Origin of the sequence: Gemmobacter sp. (genome assembly GCF_046292685.1) — a bacterium.
Lineage (GTDB): Bacteria > Pseudomonadota > Alphaproteobacteria > Rhodobacterales > Rhodobacteraceae > Wagnerdoeblera.
The window spans coordinates 22439-43640 of the sequence record NZ_JBKBQM010000001.1; the positions used below are offsets into that span (position 1 = coordinate 22439).

12 protein-coding genes are annotated in these 21202 nt (G+C 70.5%); 8 read left to right on the forward strand and 4 right to left on the reverse strand.

The window, feature by feature from the left end; all coding sequences use genetic code 11:
• Positions 1-3 precede the first annotated feature (3 nt).
• From ACK4S2_RS00095 to ACK4S2_RS00110, 4 genes are read left to right on the forward strand one after another with little or no spacing between them, the layout of a single operon-like run.
• Complete coding sequence (locus tag ACK4S2_RS00095; RefSeq protein ID WP_409619002.1) at positions 4-6363, forward strand: type I polyketide synthase; 6360 nt, start codon at positions 4-6, stop codon at positions 6361-6363.
• Positions 6360-7352, forward strand: coding sequence for a glycosyltransferase (locus tag ACK4S2_RS00100; protein ID WP_409619004.1), 993 nt, complete (start codon positions 6360-6362; stop codon positions 7350-7352). Before ACK4S2_RS00095 ends, ACK4S2_RS00100 begins: the two co-directional genes overlap by 4 nt.
• Complete coding sequence (locus tag ACK4S2_RS00105; RefSeq protein WP_409619007.1) at positions 7349-11875, forward strand: MupA/Atu3671 family FMN-dependent luciferase-like monooxygenase; 4527 nt, start codon at positions 7349-7351, stop codon at positions 11873-11875. Before ACK4S2_RS00100 ends, ACK4S2_RS00105 begins: the two co-directional genes overlap by 4 nt.
• Complete coding sequence (locus ACK4S2_RS00110) at positions 11875-12555, forward strand: 4'-phosphopantetheinyl transferase (RefSeq protein ID WP_409619010.1); 681 nt, start codon at positions 11875-11877, stop codon at positions 12553-12555. Before ACK4S2_RS00105 ends, ACK4S2_RS00110 begins: the two co-directional genes overlap by 1 nt.
• Here the strand turns inward: ACK4S2_RS00110 and ACK4S2_RS00115 are convergent.
• The gene (locus ACK4S2_RS00115) at positions 12524-13783 is read right to left on the reverse strand and encodes a glycosyltransferase (RefSeq protein WP_409619013.1); all 1260 of its coding nucleotides are present in this window, start codon (positions 13781-13783) and stop codon (positions 12524-12526) included. The two genes, ACK4S2_RS00110 and ACK4S2_RS00115, sit on opposite strands and share 32 nt — an antisense overlap.
• A gap of 107 nt (positions 13784-13890) precedes the next feature.
• Here ACK4S2_RS00115 and ACK4S2_RS00120 point away from each other — a divergent pair, with 107 nt between their 5' ends.
• From ACK4S2_RS00120 to ACK4S2_RS00130, 3 genes are read left to right on the forward strand one after another with little or no spacing between them, the layout of a single operon-like run.
• Positions 13891-14853: a hypothetical protein gene (locus tag ACK4S2_RS00120; protein WP_409619016.1), complete on the forward strand. Its 963-nt coding sequence runs from the start codon at positions 13891-13893 to the stop codon at positions 14851-14853.
• Positions 14850-17291, forward strand: coding sequence for a hypothetical protein (locus ACK4S2_RS00125; protein ID WP_409619018.1), 2442 nt, complete (start codon positions 14850-14852; stop codon positions 17289-17291). Before ACK4S2_RS00120 ends, ACK4S2_RS00125 begins: the two co-directional genes overlap by 4 nt.
• Positions 17291-18118 carry a glycosyltransferase family 2 protein gene (locus ACK4S2_RS00130; RefSeq protein ID WP_409619297.1) on the forward strand — a complete coding sequence of 276 codons (828 nt, stop codon included), beginning with the start codon at positions 17291-17293 and terminating at the stop codon, positions 18116-18118. Before ACK4S2_RS00125 ends, ACK4S2_RS00130 begins: the two co-directional genes overlap by 1 nt.
• A 4-nt stretch (positions 18119-18122) precedes the next feature.
• Here the strand turns inward: ACK4S2_RS00130 and ACK4S2_RS00135 are convergent, their stop codons facing one another.
• Positions 18123-19385: an RsmB/NOP family class I SAM-dependent RNA methyltransferase gene (locus tag ACK4S2_RS00135; protein WP_409619021.1), complete on the reverse strand. Its 1263-nt coding sequence runs from the start codon at positions 19383-19385 to the stop codon at positions 18123-18125.
• Between the two features lie 113 nt (positions 19386-19498).
• Here ACK4S2_RS00135 and ACK4S2_RS00140 point away from each other — a divergent pair, with 113 nt between their 5' ends.
• A complete protein-coding gene (locus ACK4S2_RS00140) occupies positions 19499-19681 on the forward strand; it encodes a DUF1674 domain-containing protein (RefSeq protein WP_409619024.1) in 183 nt (60 codons plus the stop codon).
• Positions 19682-19692: 11 nt separating this feature from the next.
• On the opposite strand, the gene ACK4S2_RS00145 is transcribed toward ACK4S2_RS00140, so the two are convergent.
• Together ACK4S2_RS00145 and ACK4S2_RS00150 are read right to left on the reverse strand one after the other, a co-directional pair.
• Entirely contained in the window at positions 19693-20340 is a 648-nt protein-coding gene (locus tag ACK4S2_RS00145) for a ChrR family anti-sigma-E factor (protein ID WP_409619027.1), read from the reverse strand.
• A complete protein-coding gene (locus ACK4S2_RS00150) occupies positions 20337-21011 on the reverse strand; it encodes a sigma-70 family RNA polymerase sigma factor (protein ID WP_409619030.1) in 675 nt (224 codons plus the stop codon). The genes ACK4S2_RS00145 and ACK4S2_RS00150 overlap by 4 nt, the downstream gene beginning before the upstream one ends.
• Positions 21012-21202 lie beyond the last annotated feature (191 nt).

A 21202-nucleotide genomic window follows, 5' to 3' on the forward strand; every position in this document is an offset into this window, starting at 1 on the left:
GTGATGCCCGCCGTGACGATTGACAGCATTGTTTCCGAAACCGACATTGCCATTGTCGGCATGGCAGCACATTTGCCAGATGCTGAAACGGTTGCGGCCTATTGGGCGAACCTTCGCGCCGGAATCGAATCGATCCGCCACCTCAGCGCCGAGGAACTGCTGGCCAACGGCGAATTTCCTGCGCGGCTGCGGGCCAGGAATTATGTCCCGGCGACCGTGATGCTGGACCGTTTCGACCATTTCGATGCCGAGTTCTTCGGCCTGTCGCCGAAAGAGGCGGCGATCATGGACCCCCAGCACCGCCAGTTCCTGGAAGTGGCCTGGGAAGCGCTGGAAGATGCCGGCCACCCGCCCGAAACCTTCCCCGGTCGCGTCGGCGTCTATGCCGGCTGCGGCATGGGCAGCTATTTCTATTTCAACGTCTGCTCCAACCCCGATCTGGTCAGGAACACCGGGATGTTCCTGCTGCGGCACACGGGGAACGACAAGGATTTCCTGTCCACCCGGGTGAGCCATATCTTCGACCTCAAGGGGCCCAGCCTGAACATCCAGACCGCCTGTTCCACCAGCCTCGTGGCGGTGCACGTGGCGGCGCAGTCGCTGCTGAACGGCGAATGCGACATGGCGCTGGCAGGGGGTGTCACCATCGAGCTGCCGCACGGCCGCGGCTACATGTTCGAGGAAGGCGAAATCCTGTCGCCCGACGGGCATTGCCACGCCTTCGACCACCGCGCGCAAGGCACGGTGTTCGGCTCGGGTGCGGGCTGCGTGGTGCTGCGGCGGCTGAAGGATGCGATTGCCGATGGCGACCACATCTGGGCGGTGCTGAAAGGCAGCGCGATCAACAACGATGGTGCGGCCAAGGCGGGGTATCTGGCGCCTTCGGTCGATGGCCAGGCCAAGGCGGTGGCCGAGGCGCAGGCGGTGGCCGGCATCACTGCCGATACCGTGGGCTATGTCGAATGCCACGGCACCGGCACCTATCTGGGCGACCCGATCGAGGTGGCGGCACTGACGCAGGCCTTCCGTGAAACCACCGACAAGGTGGGCTTTGCCCGCATCGGTTCGGTGAAAACCAACATCGGGCATCTGGATACGGCGGCGGGGGTGGCCAGTCTGATCAAGGCGTCGCTGGCGCTGCACCACAAGGAAATCCCGCCCAGCCTGAACTACGAGGCGCCGAACCCCGCCATCGACTTCGACACCTCGCCCTTCCGGGTGAACGACCGGCTCTCGCCCTTTCCGGCGCTTGGCGCGCCGCGCCGGGCGGGGGTGAACAGCCTGGGTGTCGGCGGCACCAACGCCCATGCCGTGCTGGAGGAGGCGCCCCTTCGCCCGCCTTCGGGCGAAAGCGATTTTCCGTTCCAGATCCTGACGCTGTCGGCCCGCTCGCCCAAGGCGCTGGACGAAGCGTCCGCCCGGCTTGCCGCCCATCTGCGCGCCCATCCCGAACAGCCGCTGGCCGATGTGGCCTGGACGCTGCACAAGGGCCGCCGCGCGTTCGAGCGGCGCCGCGTGCTGGTCGCCGAAACGCACGAGGAGGCCGCCCGCCTGCTGGAAACCGGCGACCGGCACCGCGTGTTCACCCATACCCACTTGGGCGACACCCCCGAGGTGGTGTTCCTGTTCCCCGGTGGCGGGGCGCAGTATGCGGGCATGGCCCGCGACCTTTACGAAACCGAACCCGTGTTCCGCGACTGGATGGACCGCGGGCTGGCCCATCTGGCACCTAAGCTCGATTACGACCTGCGCGCACTGTGGCTGCCCGAACCGGGGGCCGAGGTTGCGGCGGCCGAGCGACTGAAGAAGCCATCGGTGCAACTGCCGCTGATCCTGATGACCGAATATGCGCTGGCGCAGTTGTGGATGAGCTGGGGGGTGCAGCCTGCCGCGCTGGTCGGGCATTCGATGGGCGAAAACACCGCTGCCTGCCTGGCCGGGGTGATGACCTTCGAGGATTGCATCGACCTTGTCCACCTGCGCGGGCAGTTGTTCGACACCATCGCACCGGGCGGGATGCTGTCGGTCCCGCTGTCCGAAGACGCGCTTCGCCGCGAAATGGGCGACAGTCTGGACATGGCCTCGGTCAATGCGCCGGAATTGTGCGTGGTCTCCGGCCCGCAGGCCGAGCTCGACCGGCTGGCGGCCAGGCTGGCGGCAAAAGGGGTCGAGGCGCAGCGCGTGCCGATCGACATTGCCGCGCACAGCCGGATGCTGGAGCCCATTCTGAAACGCTTCGGCGATGCCTTGCGGCGGATGCGGCTGAGCCCGCCGAAACTGCCGATCATCTCCAACCGCACCGGCAAGCCGCTGACCGCGCAGCAGGCGACCGACCCGGAATACTGGGTCTATCACCTGCGCGGCACGGTGATGTTCGCCGATTGCATCGCCCATCTGGCCGCCAGCCCGAACCGGGTGTTCCTGGAGGTCGGGCCGGGCAAGGCGCTGTCGTCGCTGGCGCAGGCCAATGGTGTGCCCGCGGGTCAGGTGCTGTCGTCCTTGCGGCATCCCGATCAGGCAGTGGCGGACGACATCCATTTCTTCGGCGTCTTTGCCCGGCTCTGGGCGCTGGGGGTGCCGGTGGACTGGGCGCCGATCTGGGGCGATGGCCCGCGCCACCGCGTGCCCTTGCCGACCTATCCGTTCCAGCGCAGCCGCTATTTCATCGAGCCCGGCGCAGGTCGTGTCGACGAGGCGCCTGCACCTGCCTGGCCCGAACGGGTCGAAGACATCGCGCAGTGGGGCTGGCGCCCGCACTGGCGCCCCCGTGCCGCGGAACCCGAGGTCGAGCCCGAGGATCTGGCACGGTCCACGCCGCGCACCTGGCTGGTGTTTGCCGATACGGTGGGTCTGGCGGCCCGCGTCGTCGCCCGTCTGCGCGCGGCCGGGCACCGGGTGGTCACCGTTGCCGCCGGCGACCGCTTTGCCCGAACCGGCGAAGATGCCTATGTCCTCAGCCCCGAACGCGGGCGCGAGGACTACGACCACCTGTTGCAGGATCTGGCGCAGCACGGCATCGCCCCGGCGCGGATCGCGCATTTCTGGCTGGTGACGGCAACCGAAACCTTCCGCCCCGGGTCCAGCTTTTTCCACCGCAATCTGGAACAGGGGTTCTGGTCGCTGCTGTTCCTCGGGCAGGCGCTGGCCGAGGAAAACCTGCCCCGGCCGCTGCACCTGACGGCCGTGACCACCGGCGCGGCGCGGGTCAAGGGCGAGGCGCTGCCCTACCCGGAAAAGGCCACCGTCCAGGGCCCCTTGCGCGTGATCGGCAAGGAAATCCCGGGGATCAGCGGCTCCAGCCTCGATCTGGTGCTGCCCGGCAAGGCAGGGCTGGATGCCCTGGCGGACCGGGTGCTGGAAGACCTGCTGTCCGACCCGGCCCCGGGCAGCTTTGCCTTGCGTGGCGACCGGCGCTTTGCCCTGACCCACCGGCCCGAGCCCTTGCCCCCCGCGCCCGCGCCCTTGCCGCAAGGCGCGGCGGTGCTGGTGACGGGCGGCTTCGGCGGCATCGGGCTGACGCTGGCCGAACGGCTGGTGCAAGACCACGGCGCGCGCATCGCCTTGCTGACGCGCACCGCCTTGCCCGACCGCGCACGCTGGCCCGACACGCTGCGCACCGATCCGGCCGGGCCGCTGGCCGCGCGCATCCGCGCCGTTCAGCATCTGGAATCGCTGGGTGCGCAGGTGATCGTCGTCGAAGGCGATGTCTGCAACGTCGAGGACATGCGCGCCGCCCGCGCCGCCTGCGAGGCGGCCTTTGGCCGGCTGGATGTGCTGATCCATGCGGCCGGCGTGGTGGCCGATGCGCCGCTGATGGCCAAGACCCCCGCCCAGGTCGAAGACGTGTTCGCCCCCAAGGTCCACGGCACGCAGGTGCTGGACAGTGTGTTCCCCGACGGGGCGCTGTCGCTGATCGTGGTCTTCGCCTCGACATCGACGGTCACGGCCCCGGCGGGGCAGGTCGATTACGTCGCCGCCAACGCGTTTCTCAACGCCTGGGCCGAAGGGCGCAGCGGCAAGACCCGGGTGTTGGCGCTGAACTGGGGCATCTGGTCCGATGTCGGGATGGCGGCCGAGGCGGTGCGCGGCCGCAAGCCTGCGCCGACCGCGCCGGCGAAAACCCCCATGCTCGACCTTGCCACCTGGGACGACCACGGCCGCCGCCTGTTCACCGCAAGCTGGGATGTGTCGCGCTGGTGGCTCGATGGCCACCGCACGCGGCAAGGGGCCGCGCTGATCCCGGGCACCGGGTATCTGGACCTGATCGCCCAGGCCCTGCGCGCGCATGGCGAAACCGGGCCGTTCGAATTGCGCGACCTGTATTTCTTCCGCCCGCTCGCGGTGGGCGATCACGACCGGCGCGATATCCGCCTGCGCCTGGTGCCGACCGAGTCGGGCTATGCGCTGGAGGTCCGGTCCGACACGTTGGTGGACGGGCGGCGCGGCTATCAGCTGAACGCGCAGGCCAGCGTCAGCTTCGGCAAGCCGCAGGCCCGCCGGATCGACCCGGCGGCGATAGCCGCGCGCTGTGGCCCGCCAACCACGGGCGAAGGTCTGCGCAGCCCGCAGGAAGACCACCTGACCTTTGGCCCGCGGTGGCGGGTGATCCGCTCGATGGCGTTCGGGGCGGCCGAGGGGCTGGCCCGTCTGGCGCTGCCGCTGGCCTACCGCCACGACATCGCCGACGGCCACCTGATCCACCCCGCGCTGATGGACCTGGCAACCGGCTGGGCCATGCCGCTGATCGCCGGGTATCGGCCCGATCACCTTTGGGTGCCGGTCAGCTATGCCCGGGTGCAGGTCTTGCGCCCGCTGCCGGCCGAGGTGTTCAGCCATGTGCGCAACGCGGCCGACAATCGCGCCGATGCGCCCTTTGCCCGCTTCGACATCACCCTGACCGATGCCGAGGGCAACGTCTGCATCGAGATCGAGGGTTTCCAGATTCGACGGCTCGATGCGGGGTTGGCGCTGGCTTCGCGCCCGGACCCGCGCGAGGTGGAGTTCGACGCCGAAGCCGACGACCGCAACCTGTCGCCGGCCGAGGAACGGTTGCGCCACAACCTTGCGCAAGGCATCCGTGCCGCCGAAGGCGCCGAGGCTTTTGTCCGCGCGCTGGCACTGGGCCAGTCGCCGCTGATCGTATCGTCCATGCCGCTGCCGGCGCTGGTCGAACAGGCGGCCGAGGTGCAGGCCGCAATCGAAGCCGACCCCGGCTTTGCCCGGCCCGAGCTCGACAGCGCCTATGTCGCACCGCGCAACGATATCGAGCGCATGCTGGTCGGGTTCTGGCAGGATCTGCTGGGCGTTTCGCAAGTGGGGGTCGAGGACAGCTTTTTCGACCTGGGCGGTCACAGCCTCATCGCGGTGCGGCTGTTTGCGATGATCCGCAAGACCTGGGCGGTGGATTTCCCCATCTCGGTGCTGTTCGAGGCGCCGACCATCGCCGCCTGCGCCGCGCTGATCGAGGCGCGCATCGGCCCGCAGGATGCCTTGGCCGATACCGCGCCGCAGGCACCCGCCCGGCGCTATACCCACCTGGTGCCGATGAACGCCGGCGACGGGTCGGGGCGGCTTCCGTTCTTTCTGGTGGCCGGCATGTTCGGCAATGTGCTGAACCTGCGCCACCTTGCGCAACTGATCGGGGCCGAACGGCCCTTCTACGGGTTGCAGGCACGCGGGCTTTACGGCGACCAGGCGCCGCACATGACCTTTGTCGAGGCGGCGCGCGACTATATTGCGGAAATGCGGCAGGTTCAGGCGCACGGGCCCTATCTGCTGGGCGGGTTTTCCGGCGGCGGTCTGATCGCCTGGGAAATCGCCCGCCAGCTGGAGGCAGCGGGCGAACAGGTGGCGCAGATCGTGCTGCTCGACACGCCCATTCCCTTGCGCCCGGAATTGACCCGTCAGGACAAGGCGTTGATCAAGCTGGCCGAGTTCAGGCGCAAGGGCCCGGCCTATGCCGCCGAATGGTGGCGCGCGCGCCGGGCCTGGAAACAGGCGCAAGGCCAGCCTGCCGCGCAGGCCGGCGACCACGAGCTGCACAACGCCGCGATCGAGGCCGCCTTTCGCGCCGCCTTGGCGGTTTACGACCTCAGGCCGTGGTCCGGCCCGGTCGCCCTGTTCCGCCCCCCGCTGGATCGGCACTGGCAGGTTTCGGGCGGCCGATGGGTCAGCGCGGCCAAGGAATACGTGTATCCCGACAACCAATGGTCAGCCTTCGCCCCGGGGCTCGAGGTGTTCGAGGTGCCGGGCGACCATGACAGCATGGTGCTGGAGCCCAACGTGCGGGTGCTGGCGGGGCGCATCCGCCGGCTGCTGGCCCGCTGCGACGAACGGGCAAGCCAGCGCGAGGCCGCGGAATGAGCGCCCGGGTGCTGACCGTGATCCTAAACTGGCGCACGGCAGACATGACGCTGCGCGCCACCGAGGCCGCGCTGGTGGCGATGCAGGGCATCGACGGCGCGATTACCGTGGTCGACAACGACAGCGGCGATGGGTCCGAGGCCGTGCTGCGCCGCGCGGTGGCCCAGCGCGGCTGGGACCGGGTGACGATCCTGCAGGCCGGGCGCAACGGCGGCTTCGGTGCCGGCAACAATGCCGGGATCCGCGCCGGCTTGCCGGGGGGTGCGGCGCCCGATTACATCTACATCCTCAACTCCGACGCCTTTCCGGCGCCCGATGCCATCCGGCTGCTGCTGGACCATCTGGAAACCCACCCCGAGGTCGGTTTTGCCGGCAGCTATATCCACGGGCTCGACGGCGATCCGCATACCACCTGCTTCCGCTTTCCCTCGATCTGGTCCGAGCTGGAAGGCGCCGCCCGCACCGGCCCGATCAGCCGCGCGCTGCGGCGCCATGTCGTGCCGATGGAGATTCCCGCCGCCGGCGTCATGCGGGTGGGCTGGCTGGCCGGATGCAGCCTGATGATGCGCCGCAGCGTGCTGGATCGTATCGGCCTGTTCGACGAAACGTTCTTTCTGTATTTCGAGGAAACCGACCTGTGCCTGCGCGCGGCCCGGGCCGGGTGGCCGACCGACTATGTGCGGGCCTCGGACGTGGCGCATATCGGGTCGGAAACCACCGGTATGAAGCGGTGGAAGCGCACGCCCCGTTACTGGTTCGACAGCCGCCGCCATTACTTCGTCAAGAACCACGGCCGGGCCTACTTCGCTGCTGCAACGCTGGCGCATCTGGCGGGCGGGGCGATCTGGCGGCTGCGCTGTGCGTTGGCGCGCCGCCCGGTGGGCGATCCGCCGCATTTCCTGCGCGACCTGTTGGTGCACAGTCTTTCGCCGCAAAGACCCTTTCACCCAGCCAAGGGGGCGCCCAGCCCCAGCCGGAGCCTGCCATGACCCTGACCGCCCTGTTCATCGGCAACGAATCCCTGCTGGTGCAATGCGCCGAAATCTGGCGCGCGCGCGGGCATGGCATCGCGGCCGTCGTCACCCGCAGCCCCGAGGTGCGGCGCTGGGCCGAAGGGCTGGGCCTGCGCGTGGAACAGCAGGAACCCGGCCATGCCGGCCGGCTGGCCGATGCGCGCTACGACTGGCTGTTTTCCGTGGCCAACCTTTCGCTGGTGCCCGACGCGCTGCTGATGCAGGCCGGGCGCGGGGCGGTGAACTTTCACGACGGCCCCTTACCGCGCCATGCCGGGTTGAACGCGCCGGTCTGGGCGATTCTGGCGGGCGAGGTCGAACACGGCATCACCTGGCACCTGATCGGCGGCGGCATCGACGAAGGCGACATCCTGGAACAGCGGATGTTCCCCATCGCCCCGGGCGAAACCGCGCTGACGCTGAATACCAAGTGCTTCGAGGCCGCGATCGACAGTTTCCCGGCCCTGGTGGCGGGGCTGGAATCGGGCGCACCGGCCCGCCGGCGGCAGGATCTGGCCTTGCGCAGCTATCACGCCCGCGACGACCGACCCCGCGCCGCGGCCCGGCTGGACTTTGCCGAGCCGGCGCACCGTTTGCTGGCACTGGTGCAGGCGCTGGACCACGGGCCTTATGCCAATCCGCTGGCGCTGCCCAAGCTGCAGGCGGCGGATCGCCTGCTGGTGGTTTCGGCCGCCGAGGCGGCGTCGGGCACGGGTGCCCCCGGGCAGGTGCTGGCGGTGGACGAGGCCGGGCTGACCGTGGCCTGCGCGGGCGGCGCGGTCACGCTGCGCGGGCTGCGCACAATGGATGGCGCGGCCGTCTGCCCGAAAACCGTGGCGCAGGCAGGCGATATCCTGCCACCCCTGACCCAGGCGCAGGCGGCCGGCATCGACGCCGCGATTGCCGCCGTGGCCCCGGCCGAAACCGCCATCCGCCGCACCTTGCGCAGCTTTGCGCCTGCAAGGGTGCCGCTGGCCAAACCTGCCACCGCGCCCGATTGGCAGGCCTTGCCCCTGGCAGGCATCGACCCGGGCGCCGTGGCCGTCTGGGCTTGCGGGTTGACAGGCGTTGCGGCAACCGACCTTGCCTTGCACGATCCGCGCCTGCCCAAGGCACCCGGGCTCGTGACCCCCTGGGCCCCCCTGCGGCTGACCGCCGACCCGTCGGCAACCCCTGCCGAACATGCGCGCACCCAGGGCGCGGCGCTGGCGCGGCTGCGCCATGCCCCCGGGTTCGCCGCCGATCTGCCGTTGCGCGACCCCGGCATCGGGGCCGTTTCCCTGCCGCACGTCGCCTTGGCGATCCAGGGCGATGCGCCCTTGCCCGGCACCGTCATCACGCTGTGCGAAACCGCGTTCCTCTATGACGCCGCCCGCCTGCGGCCCGAGCATGCCCGCCTGCTGCACCAGCGCCTGATCGACGTGGCGCGCCGGCTGCCCTCGGCCGCCACGCTGGCCGACCTGCCGGCGCTGTCCGAGGCCGAGCTTGCCCTGACCGTGCAGGACTGGAACGCCACCGCCACCGATGTGCCCGACACCCCGGTCCATCGCCTGATCGAGGCGCAGGCCGCCCGCACCCCCGATGCGCCGGCCCTGGTGCACGAGGCGACCACGCTGACCTATGCGCAACTCAACGCCGCCGCCAACCGTGCCGCGCATGTGCTGCGCGACATGGGCGTCGGCCCCGGCACGCTGGTCGGGCTGGCCACGCGGCGCTCGTCGCTGCTGGTGATCGGGGCCTTGGGCATTCTGAAGGCGGGCGGTGCCTATGTGCCGATGGACCCGGCCTATCCGGCCGACCGCACGGCGCTTTACCTCGAAGACTCCGCAGCACCCGTGGTGGTGACCGAAACGGGCGTGGCCCTGCCGGGCAGCACAGCGCGCCTGAACCTCGACACCGACCCGCGGCTCGATCTGGCGCCGATCGGCAACCTCGACAGCGGCGCCGGGCCCGAGGATCTGGCCTACATGATCTACACCTCGGGCAGCACCGGGCGGCCCAAGGGCGTGATGATCGAACATCGCAACCTGTCCAACTTCCTCGTGGGCATGGATGCCCGCATCGGCCCCGAACCGGGCACATGGCTGGCCGTCACCTCGCTGTCGTTCGACATTTCGGTGCTGGAGCTGTTCTGGACCCTCGCGCGCGGCTTCAAGGTGGTGCTGATGGGCGATGCCGACCGGGCGCTGGTGTCGAACGGGGCGGCGGTCAGCGACCGCAAGATCGACTTTTCGCTGTATTACTGGGGCAACGACGATGGCGTGGGCCCGGCGAAATACGAACTGCTGCTGGAAGGCGCGCGGTTCGCCGACACCCACGGTTTCAAGGCGGTCTGGACGCCCGAGCGGCATTTCCACGCCTTTGGCGGACCTTACCCCAACCCTTCGGTCACCGGCGCCGCCGTCGCGGCCGTGACGCGCAACATCGAGGTGCGCGCCGGGTCCTGCGTGGCGCCGCTGCACCACCCGGCCCGCATCGCCGAAGAATGGGCCGTGATCGACAACCTGACCAACGGGCGCACCGCGCTTGGCATTGCCAGCGGCTGGCACCCCGAGGATTTCGTGCTACGACCCGAAAACACCCCGCCGAACAACAAGGCGGCAATGTTCGACACCATCGACAAGCTGCGCCGCCTGTGGCGCGGCGAGGCTGTGGCCTTTCCGATGGCCGATGGCCGCATGGTCGATATCGTCACCCAGCCGCGGCCGGTGTCGCGCGAACTGGGCCTGTGGGTGACCATCGCCGGCAACCCCGACACCTGGCGCGAGGCCGGCGAGATCGGGGCAAACGTGCTGACGCACCTGCTGGGCCAAAGCCTGGACGAGCTCGAAGGCAAGATCGCCCTCTACCACGACGCCTTGCGCAAGGCCGGGCGCAACCCGGCCGATCACACCGTCACGCTGATGCTGCACACCTTTGTCGCCCGCGACCGCGAGGCCGCGCGCCGCATTGCCCGCGAACCGATGAAGGCCTACCTGCGGTCGGCCGCCGGGCTGGTCAAGCAATACGCCTGGGCCTTTCCGGCCTTCAAGCGGCCCAACGGGGTGACCAACCCTTCGGACATCGACCTGCGCACACTCAGCCCCGAGGAAACCGAGGCGATCCTCGATTTCGCTTTCCAGCGCTATTTCGAGGATTCGGGCCTGTTCGGCACGGTCGAAGATTGCCTGGCCCGCATCGAACAGCTCAAGCGGCTGGGCATCGGCGAGGTGGCCTGCCTGATCGACTATGGCATTGCGCGCGAAACGGTGCTGGAGGGCCTGTACCCTCTGGCCGAGGTGCTGCGGCGCACCAATGCCGGCGCGCAGGTCGATGCGGGCGATTTCTCGATCGCCGCGCAGATTCTGCGGCATGGGGTGACGCATCTGCAATGCACCCCTTCGATGGCGCGCATGATCGCCATGAACGACGAGGCGCGCGCCGCCCTGGCCCGGGTGAAAACCCTGATGATCGGCGGCGAAGCCTTGCCCGGTACGCTGGTTGCCGACCTGAACCGCGCCACATCGGCCCGCATCCTGAACATGTATGGCCCGACGGAAACGACGATCTGGTCCACCACGGCGGTTGCCGGGCCTGACGAGGCAACGGTGACCATCGGCACCCCCATCGCCAACACGCAGGTCTATGTGCTGGACGAAGGGTTGAACCCTCGGCCCGTGGGTGTGGCCGGCGAATTGTGGATCGGCGGCGCCGGCGTGGCGCGCGGCTACTGGCAGCGGCCCGACCTCACGGCCGAACGCTTCCGCCCCGATCCGTTCCACGGCGGGCGCATGTATCGCACCGGCGACCTCGCGCGCTGGCGGCCCGATGGGCAGCTGGATTTCCTCGGCCGGGCCGACAATCAGGTCAAGCTGCGCGGCTACCGTATCGAACTGGGCGAGATCGAGGCCGTGGCCGAAACCTGCCCCGGGGTCCGGCAGGCGGTGGTCATCGCGCGCGAGGATGTTCCGGGCGACCTGCGCCTGGTGGCCTATGTCACCGGCGACACCTGGCTTGTGCCCGATGCGCTGCGCAGCCACATCGCCGCGCGCTTGCCCGACCATATGGTCCCTTCGCAGGTCGTGCGGCTCGATGCCTTTCCGCTGACGCCCAACCGCAAGATCGACCGCAAGGCCCTGCCGCCCCCCGCACAGGCCGCCCCCGCGCCGCAAGCCTTCGAGGCGCCGGCCGAAGGGGTCGAGGCGGTGATCGCCCAGGTCTGGCAAAGGGTGCTGAACGTGCCTTCGGTCGGGGCGCGCGACAACTTCTTTGCCTTGGGTGGCCATAGCCTGCTGGCGGTGCAGGCGCACCGCGAAATCCGCGCGGCACTGGGCACCAGCCGGCTCAGCATCACCGATATCTTCCGCTTTCCCACGCTGGCCGCCCTGGCCGCGCATCTGGACGAAGGCGGCAAGCCCGCCGACCCCGGCCCCGATACCGGCGAAACCGCCGAACGCGCCGCTCAGCGGGCCGAGGCGATGTCGGCACGGCGGGCCTTGCGTGCCCGGCGCGGCGGCTGATGCGGCGGCGGGTCGAACAGGCGGCCGCGGTCGCGCAGGCGCTGTTCCCGCCGGGCGCCGAGGTGGCGGCCTGCGCCATCGGAAAGGCGCCGCCGCCCTGGCCGTCCGAGGCGCCCGCGGTGGCCGCGGCAGTGCCTGCCCGCCAGGCGGAATTCGCGGCCGGGCGCGCGGCGGTGCGGGCGGCGCTGGATGCGCTGGGTCTGCCGCCGGTGGCGGTGCCGGTTGGCCCCACCCGCGCCCCGGCCTGGCCTGCGGGCATCGTGGGGTCCATCACCCATTCCGACGGGTTGGCCCTGGCGGTGCTGGCGCCGGCGCGGCAATGCGCGGGCCTTGGCTTCGATGCCGAACCCGACGCGCCGTTTCCGGCCGATCTGGTGGAGTCGGTCACCCGGCCCGAAGAACGCCGGTGGCTGGCCGCCCAGCCCGAGCCGCTGACCGCCGCCCGCATGATCTTTGTGGCCAAGGAAGCCGCCTACAAGTGCCAGTTTCCGGCCAGCCGCGCCGTGATCGGCTTTGATGCCTTGCGCATCGGCTTTGCCGGCAACGGGCGGGTCGAGGCGGTATTTGCCATTCCGGTGCCGCCCTTTGCCGTGGGCGACCGGCTGCATGGCCGGGTGACGCGGGGGGCCGGGCTGCTGATGGCGGGCTTCAGCCGCGCGGCCCAGGCAAGCCTTGCGTGATCAGATGCGACCTGTGGGCAAAGACCGCTTCGTCCTCGAAAGGCGCCCCGTCGGCGGCCGCGGCCTGCACCAGCTCGGCAAGCCGCGCGGGGTCGCGGGCCAGGGCGGCCACGGCGGCGGCCAGTGCCGCAGGGTCGCCCACCGGCACCAGCACGCCGCCGCCATGACCTGCGATCAGGTCGGCGGCAAAGGCGCCGCCGTAGCCCAGGATCGGGGTGCCGGAAACCAGCGCCTCGATCAGCACGCGCGGCGATTCCGGGGTCAGGTGGCAAAACACCAAGGCGTCCGCCTCGCGCAGTGCGGCCATGACCGCAGCCCGATCGGCCAGAAAGCCGGGCAGGCTCACCCGGTCGGCAAGGCCCAGGCGGTCGATTTCGGCCTGCAGGTCGGCAAGCTGCGCGCCGCCGCCATACCAGCGCGCCTGAAAGGCAACACCTGCCTGCGCCAGATGCCCCAGCACCGCCACCCAGTCCAGCGGCCCCTTCATCGGGTCGGCCCGGCCCACATAGACCAGCCGCAGCGGCGCATCGCCGCGGGCGATGCGGGCGACCTTGGCGGCAAGGTCCGCCGCGCTGATGTGATCGGCCCGTTTCAGGTGAATGTCGTGCACCAGCTCGGGCCGGGCGCAGAAGGGCGCATAGGCATCGAGGCATTCGCGCCCGTGAAACAGCCCCAGCGCCGCGTGACGGATGACATGGCGTTCCAGCGCCGCCATCGGGCGCCAGGTCAACCGCGCCCTGATCCGGGTGCGCCAGCGCGGGGCAGTGGTGGCCAGGCGGCGCGTGACCTCGCTTTCGACGCGGTCGGTCCAGACGGCATAGGGCTTGCCCATGCGGCGCGCCAGAATGGCCCCCACGGCGCCCCAGTCGCCGAACAGCCCGCCGATGGCAAAGGCCACGCGGTCGGCACGCGCGATGGCGCCCTTCAGCTGCCGGGCAACCTGCGGCAAGGCGCGCAAAAAGCGGTCGGCGCGCCAGGCCGACGGCAGCGGCACCAGCTCGATCCGGTCCAGATCGGGCCCCACGCGCGAAACCGGCACCCAGCTGGGCGGCGGGGCGCCGGTCTCGACCGGGATGGTCACGATCAGCCGCTGGAAATGCTGCGCCCACAACCGCAGGCCGTTGCAGGCCTGGTCTTCCAGCAGCCAGCCGCCATCCGGGGCGCGAAACAGCGGCACGGTCACATGGATCAGCAGGGTGCCGGGCGTGCGGCTTGCGGGGGCGCTCAAGGGTGTGGGCCTGTCGAGGGTGGCGGTTGGCGCAGCTTAGCGCCGGGCCACGGCGGGATGAAAGCCCAAAGCGGGCCCGTGCGGCGGAAAGGGATGCAAGGTTGGGAATGCAGCGTCGAATGATGATCTGGGGCGGGTTGGCAGCATTGGCCGCAGGCGGGGCGGCCCTGTGGGGCTGGCGCCGGTGGACGCGGGGCCCGGCGCTGCCGGCGCCACGGGCGCCGGTGGCGCTGGCCGATTACCGCGCGGCGCTGGCGCCGCTGGCCCCGCCCACAGGGCCGCTGCGAGTCTATCACCTCGGGCATTCCCTGGTGGGGCGCGACATGCCGGCGATGCTGGCGCAGATGGCCGGCCATGATTACGCCAGCCAGCTGGGCTGGGGCACGCCGCTGCGCGCCCATTGGGAAGACCGGGTCGAGATCACCGGCTTTGCGCAGGAAAACGCCCATCCGCATTTCCGCCCGGCGCACGAGGGGCTGCGATCGGGCGATTACGACGCCGTGGTCCTGACCGAGATGGTGGAATTGCGCGATGCGATCCGCTGGCATGCGGCCCCGGCCTATCTGGCGCGCTGGGTGCTGGAGGCGCAGGCGGGCAACCCCGACGCGCGCATCTACCTTTACGAAACCTGGCACCGGCTGGACGACCCCGCCGGCTGGATGGAGCGAATCAAGGCCGACCTGCCGGCCTTGTGGCTGGGCGAGCTGGCCCAGGGCGCGATGGCCTGGGGCGCGCCGGCGGTGCACCTGATCCCCGGCGGTCAGGTTCTGGCCGCCGCCGCGCGGGCCGCCGAGGCCGGGCAGGTGCCGGGCGTTTCGCGGCGCGAGGATTTCTTTGCCCGTAATCCCGACGGGTCGCAGGACATGATCCACCTGAGCGATCTTGGCGCCTGGCTGATTGCGCTGGTGCATTACGCGGTGCTCTATCACCGCTCGCCCGTCGGTCTGCCGGCCAAGGTGGCCCGCGCCGACGGCACGCCCGTGCAGGTCGCCCCCGAAACGGCCGCCGCCTTGCAGGCCCTGACCTGGGCCGTGGTGCGCGACACGCCCCATACCGGAGTTTCCGCATGACCCTGACCGCGCTGTTGGCCGATATCCTGTTCGTCGGGCATTCGCTGATCGGGCCGACCCTGCCGGGCATGGTCGAACGCGCGGCGGCTGCCCAGAACATCGAGTTGCGCGCCGAAGCGCAGATCATCAACGGCGCACCGCTGAAATGGGGCTGGGAAAACGCGCACACCGCGCAAGGCGTCGATGGCCGGGCGGCGCTGGACTCGGGCCGGTTCGAGCATCTGGTGCTGACCGAAGCGATACCGCTGAAGAACCACCTCGACTGGTCGGACAGCCACGGTTTTGCGCGCAAATGGGCCGATCTGGCGCGCGCGCGGCAACCGGGCGCCCGGGTCTGGATCTATGAAACCTGGCACAGCCTGGACAGCGGCAGCGGCCGCCCGGTGCCCTATGACGATCTGGGCCACCTGCCCTGGCGCCAGCGCCTTGCCGACGACTGGGCGAACTGGCGCGGGCTGGCGGCGGCGGCGGGCCCGGATGTGCAGGTGATCCCGGCAGGGCAGGCGATGGGCAAGCTGGCCGACGAAATCGGGCGCGGCACGGTGCCCGGCCTGTCGTCGATCCGCGATGTGTTCACCGATGACATCCACCCGAACGACCGCGGGTGGTATCTGGTGGCGATGGTGATGCACGCCGCCATCACCGGCCGCGATCCGCGCGGGCTGCCGGCGCGGCTGGTGCGGCAATGGCAAACCCGCGCCATCGTGACCGAGCCGATGGCCCGGCGCATGCAGGAAATCGCCTGGGAGGTGGTGCAAGCCCGCCGGACCGAGGCCGAGGCCGGCGCCCCGCCCCCGCGTCAGGCCGGCCCGCCCGGCGCCGGCGCCCCGGCCCCCAGCCCCCCGCCGGCGGCCGAGGCGCCGCCTGCCGCGCCGGTGCCGGATGCCGGCATCGCCGCGTTGGGTGGGGTCACGGCGCCGGGCATCGGCTTCGGGCTGGCCGAGGCATCCGACTGGTCGGTCGCGCAGCCCTTTCTGGACGTGATGAAGACGGCGCGGCCCTGGGTCGGGCATCTGCCCGGGCAATGGGGGGGATGGGGCCATGAAGAACTGGCCGCCGGCGGCTGGCTGGATGCCCAGGGTTGGCCGCGCGCCGTGCCGCCAGCGCTGACGGGCATTTCTACCCTGATCCTGACCGACCTGCCGGAAGATTCCGCCGGTGTGGCCGGCCGCTATGTCCTGACCCATGCCGGCCGGGGCGAACTGCGCGTCGAAGGGCGCGCCGCGGTGGTGCAGGCCGCGCCGGGGCGCGTGGTGTTCGACTATACGCCCGGGCAAGGCACCGTTCTGCTGACCATCGCCGCAACCGACCCCCAGGACCCGATCCGCGCCATCCGCGTGGTGCGCGAGGATCGGGCCGCGCTGCTGAACACCGGCGCCGTCTTCAACCCCGACTGGCTGGGGCGGCTTCAAGGCACGCGGCTGGTCCGCTTCATGGACTGGATGCGGACCACAGGCAGCAGCCTGTCGCGGCTGGAGGACAGGCCCCGGCCAGAGGACTACACCTGGGCCCTCTCCGGCGTGCCGATCGAGGTGATGGTCGATCTGGCCAACACCCTGCGCGCCGATCCGTGGTTCACCTTGCCGCATCTGGCCGAGGATGCGCTGGTCCGGCACTATGCCGAGGTCGTGCACGCCCGTCTTGCCCCCGGCCTGGTCGCGCATGTCGAATATTCTAACGAGGTGTGGAACCTCTCGTTCCCCCAGGCCCGCTGGGCCGAGGACATGGCCGCCGCGCGTTGGGGCATGCCGCACAAGTGGGTGCAGTATTACGCCTTGCGCGCGGCCGAGGTTGCCGGGCTCTGGGCCGAGGTGTTCGCCGATGCGCCGGACCGGCTGGTCCGGGTGATTGCCACGCAAACCGGCTGGAAAGGGCTGGAGGCCGATATCCTGACCGCCCCGCTGGTCATGGCCGAAGGGCGCCCGGCGCCCGCCACCGCCTTCGATGCCTATGCGATCACCGGCTATTTTGCCGGTGGCGTCGGCCAGCCGGAACACGAGGCGCTCTTGCGCGGCTGGCTTGCGGCCGGCGAGGCCGAGGCCACGGCCCGCGCGCTGGAAGACATGCGCGATGGCCGCCATTCCGGCAAGACCGCGGATTCGCTGGCGGGCCTGGTCGGCGACCTGTTTCCCTATCACGCCGCAGTTGCGCAGCGGCACGGCCTGAAGCTGATGATGTACGAAGGCGGCACGCATGTGCTGGCCATGGGCCCCATGCAGGACGACCCGGCAATCACCGGATTTCTGGAGCGGTTGAACTACGCCCCGGGGATGGGGCCGCTTTACCGCGACCTGGTCGCCGGGTGGCAGGCGGTGTCGGACGCGCCTTTCAACGCCTTTGTCGAGATCAAGCAACCCAGCCGCTGGGGCAGCTGGGGCGCCTTGCGGCACCTTGGCGACGATAACGCGCGCTGGCGGGCGCTGGCGCGGGGGGAATGATGCTGTCGGTGATCCTGCCCGCCACCAACGAGGAGGCCTGGATCGGCCCGTGCCTCGATGCGCTGCTGGCCTCGGACCCGCCGGGCGCGCCGGCCGAGGTGGTGGTGGTCGCCAACGGCTGCCGCGATGGCACAGCGGCGGCTGCGCGGGCGCGGGCTGGTGCAGCCGAGGCGGCCGGCTGGCGGCTGGTGGTGCTGGAGCTTGCGCAAGGCGGCAAGCTGCAGGCGCTGAACGCCGGCGACAAGGCGGCGCAAGGCGGGATCCGGGTCTACCTCGATGCCGATGTGCAGGTCGGGCCGGGCCTGATGGCGCAGATCGTGCAGGCGCTTGGCGTGCCGCAAGCCGCCTATGCCAGCGGCACGCCGGTGATCCCGCGGGCGGCCAGTGCGGTGACACGCGCCTATGCGCGGTTCTGGCAACGCCTGCCCTTTGCGCGCGCGCCCGCGCCGGGGTTCGGGCTGTTCGCAATGAATGCCGCGGGGCGGGCGCGCTGGGGCGACTGGCCGCAGATCATTTCCGACGACACGTTCGCCCGGCTGCATTTCGCCCCGCACGAACGCATCGGGCTGCCCGCCCCCTATAGCTGGCCGATGGTCGAAGGATTTGCCCGGCTGGTGCGGGTGCGCCGCCGGCAGGATGCCGGTGTGCGCGAACTGGCGGCCGGCTGGCCGCACCTTATGGCCAACGAAGGCAAGGCCAGGCTCGGCGGCGCGGCGCTGGCGCGGCTGGCGCTGGCCGACCCGTGGGGTTTTGCCGTTTATGCGGCGGTTTCGCTGGCCGTGCGGCTGCCGGCGCCGGCCAGCGCCGGTTGGGCGCGCGGGCGCTGACCGTTCAGCCCTTGCGGAAGGCGCCGATGAAAAAGCCGTCGATGCCGCCCTGATCGGCCCAGTGGTCGGGGCGAAGGCGCAACCCGCCGCCGCGCGCATCCCATGCGCCGGGCCAGCCCGCCACCGCCTTCTGGTCGCGCTGCAAGCCGGGGTGGCGCGCCAGCGCCGCGGCGAACTGGTCTTCGCCTTCGGCGGGCAGCAGCGAACAGGTGCAATAGACCAGCCGCCCGCCGGGTTTCAGCAGGCCCACCGCCCGGTCGATCAGCGCCGCCTGCAACGCGATCAGCCCTGGCAGGTCGCCTGGCCCCTTGACGAACGGCAGGTCAGGGTGGCGGCGGATCGTACCGGTGGCCGAACAGGGCGCGTCGAGCAGGATGGCGTCGAAGGCTGCGTCCGGTTGCCATTCCAGCGCATCGGCCACCACGCAAGCGGCCGCCAGCCCGCAGCGCGCCAGGTTTTCGCGCACCCGCGCCATGCGCTGCTCCGAAATGTCGAGCGCGGTAACCTCGGCCCCCGCGGCGGCCAGTTGCAGCGTCTTGCCGCCGGGGGCGGCGCACAGGTCGGCCACCCGTTCCCCGGGTTGCACGGCCAGCACCCGGGCCGGCACGGCCGCGGCGGCATCCTGCACCCACCAGGCACCGGCGTCATAGCCCGGCAAGGCCGAAACCTGCACCCCGGTCGCCAACCGCAGCGTGCCGCCCGGCATCACCCTTGCGCCAAGGGCTGCCGCCAGCGCCTCGGCCTCGGACGGGTGCTTGACGGTCAGGTCCAGGGGCGCGCCGGCCAGGTGCGCCGCCTCTATGGCCTTGACGGCCGCCTTGCCGAAGCGCTGCACCAGCGGGTTGCGCAGCCAAGCCGGCAGGCGCTGCACCGGCAGGTCCAGCGGGGCCGCCGACACCTTGCGCAGAACCGCGTTCACGAAACCGGCGGCCTGCGCCGCCCGCGTATCGCTGCGCGCCAGCGACACCGCCGAAGACACGATGCCATGCGCCTCGTCGGGGCGTTCGGCCAGCTCGGCCACTGCCAGCCGCAGGATGGCGCGCACCACCGGCGGCGGGGCCTTGCGCAAATGCGGGACCAGCACCGAATCGGCCGGTTCGACCCGGCGCAAGGCGGCCAGCGCCAGACGCTGCGCCCGGGCGCGGTCGGCCGGTTCCAGCGCGGACAGCCGGTCGTCGGCCAGGGCTTCGGACAGCATGCGCCGCGCCTCGGTCACCTCCAGCAGCAGCGTAACCGCCGCGCGCCGCGCCGCCAGAGCATCGGGCATGGCCTTTCCTTTCAGCTTGCACAACTCTCCCGCACCAGCGCGCAAGCCTGCGCCGCTTGTCGGATCGCGCTGGTGCGGTATATCACAGGGGCACGCTGCACAAGGCCGACCCGATGTCCGACGAAAAGCCCGCCACCGACCTGCCCCCCGCCGCCTTGCGCGCCCTGGCCGAAGCCGAGGAGCGGCGCCGCAAGGCAAACGCCCCGGCACTGCCGCCCGAACTCGGCGGGCGCGACGGGCCCGAGCCCGTGCGTTATGGCGATTGGGAAAAGAAAGGGCTGGCGATCGACTTCTGATCGCCCGTCGCTCAGATGCGGATGAAGGGCTGCGCCAGCCTCGGCAGGATCCCGGCAAAGCGCAGCGGCGCATCGGTGGCAGCCAGGCAGATGCAGTCTGCCCCGGCTTCGGCAACCGGCGTGTGCTCGACCGCCTGATCGGCGATTTCCACATCGCCCGGACCGAAACGGTCGGTTTCGTCGCGGAAAGCGCCTTGCAGAACCAGGGTCAGCTCGGTGCCGCGGTGGCCGTGGTCGGGCACAGCCTGGCCGGCGGGAATATACAGCAACCGTGCCGTGGCACCCTTGCCGGTGCGCAGCACCGCTTGCCGCACGCCCATGCCCACGGGACGCCAGCGGATCGCGCCGGGATCGGCGCCGACATAGGCGCGCAACGGCGCCGGAAAGACCGACCGCGGCGCCGGTGCAGGGCGCTGGCGCGGCGTGCGGGGGGTGCCGGCGATGCGGGCAAAGCACGCATCCAGGCTGTCATCGGCCATCGGCGCGCTGTCGCAACGGTCCAGCATCGCGCCACCGACGGCCTCGTAAGCCTCCAGCCGCACGCGGCATTCGTCGCACATCGACACATGCGCGGCGACGACCAACCCGAAGGCTTCGGGTAGCTGACCCGCGGCATGGGCCATCAGCAGAGAGTCGGAAAGATGGTGGCGGATGGTCATGTCTTGTTGCCTTCGGTCATCTGCTGGCGCAAACGGTCCAGCGCCAGCCGGATGCGGGATTTGATCGTTCCAAGCGGCAGGCCGGTCTGGTCGGCGATCTCGGTGTGAGAAAGCTCGCCGTAATAGGCCCGTTCGATCAACTCCCTTTGCTTGTCGGGCAGCAACGCCAAGGCGGCGCCCAGCCTTTCGGTTTCCTGTTGCAGGATCAGGGCCTCGTCCTGATCCGGTTCGGGTTCCGGCCCCCAGGGCAATTCCTCGGGGTCGGGGCGCACGCGGCGCGCCAAATCGATTCTGCGGTTGCGGGCGATGGTATAGACCCAGGTCGCCACGCTGGCCCGGGCAGGGTCGAACAGATGCGCCTTTTGCCACAGCGTCGCCATGACATCCTGCGCACAGTCCTCGGCCACTGCCGCGGGTGTGCCCGCCTTCATCAGGAAGCCCTTGACCCGAGGCGCAAAGTGCCGGAACAGCACGGCGAACGCCGCGCGGTCCTGATCGTCGCGCACCCGGACCAGAAGGTCCGCCCAATGTTGCGGCGAAGGTTCCGCCGCTGTCCGGTTTTCCACGCCCGCCTCTGCCTTGCGATCCGTCTTTCCTGCCGCGCGCCTACCATAGGCGCGCGTCGGGTTCGACGCATCGGGAAATTCGCTCGGGCGGGTTACCAGCATCATGTGGCAGATACGCGCGCCCCACCTTGCCGGATCACCGGATCGTGCATCTGAGGCGCATTTTTCGCACGTCAAGATCACTGTCAGAAAAATCTGACACCCATGACAGTCAATCTGGACAATCTTCTCGCGCCAGTGATCCGGCCGGGATATGCCGCCGTATACACTGCATCCAGAACGACGGAGCCCGCCTG

Bases quoted from the DNA above. Each gene is read 5' to 3' on its own strand.
- ACK4S2_RS00105 (WP_409619007.1), top strand. From the start codon at position 7,349: ATGACCCTGACCGCCCTGTTCATCGGCAACGAATCCCTGCTGGTGCAA.
- ACK4S2_RS00130 (WP_409619297.1), top strand. From the start codon at position 17,291: ATGCTGTCGGTGATCCTGCCCGCCACCAACGAGGAGGCCTGGATCGGC.
- ACK4S2_RS00095 (WP_409619002.1), top strand. From the start codon at position 4: ATGCCCGCCGTGACGATTGACAGCATTGTTTCCGAAACCGACATTGCC.
- ACK4S2_RS00135 (WP_409619021.1), bottom strand. From the start codon at position 19,385: ATGCCCGATGCTCTGGCGGCGCGGCGCGCGGCGGTTACGCTGCTGCTG.
- ACK4S2_RS00145 (WP_409619027.1), bottom strand. From the start codon at position 20,340: ATGACCATCCGCCACCATCTTTCCGACTCTCTGCTGATGGCCCATGCC.
- ACK4S2_RS00150 (WP_409619030.1), bottom strand. From the start codon at position 21,011: ATGATGCTGGTAACCCGCCCGAGCGAATTTCCCGATGCGTCGAACCCG.
- ACK4S2_RS00125 (WP_409619018.1), top strand. From the start codon at position 14,850: ATGACCCTGACCGCGCTGTTGGCCGATATCCTGTTCGTCGGGCATTCG.
- ACK4S2_RS00110 (WP_409619010.1), top strand. From the start codon at position 11,875: ATGCGGCGGCGGGTCGAACAGGCGGCCGCGGTCGCGCAGGCGCTGTTC.
- ACK4S2_RS00120 (WP_409619016.1), top strand. From the start codon at position 13,891: ATGCAGCGTCGAATGATGATCTGGGGCGGGTTGGCAGCATTGGCCGCA.
- ACK4S2_RS00140 (WP_409619024.1), top strand. From the start codon at position 19,499: ATGTCCGACGAAAAGCCCGCCACCGACCTGCCCCCCGCCGCCTTGCGC.
- ACK4S2_RS00100 (WP_409619004.1), top strand. From the start codon at position 6,360: ATGAGCGCCCGGGTGCTGACCGTGATCCTAAACTGGCGCACGGCAGAC.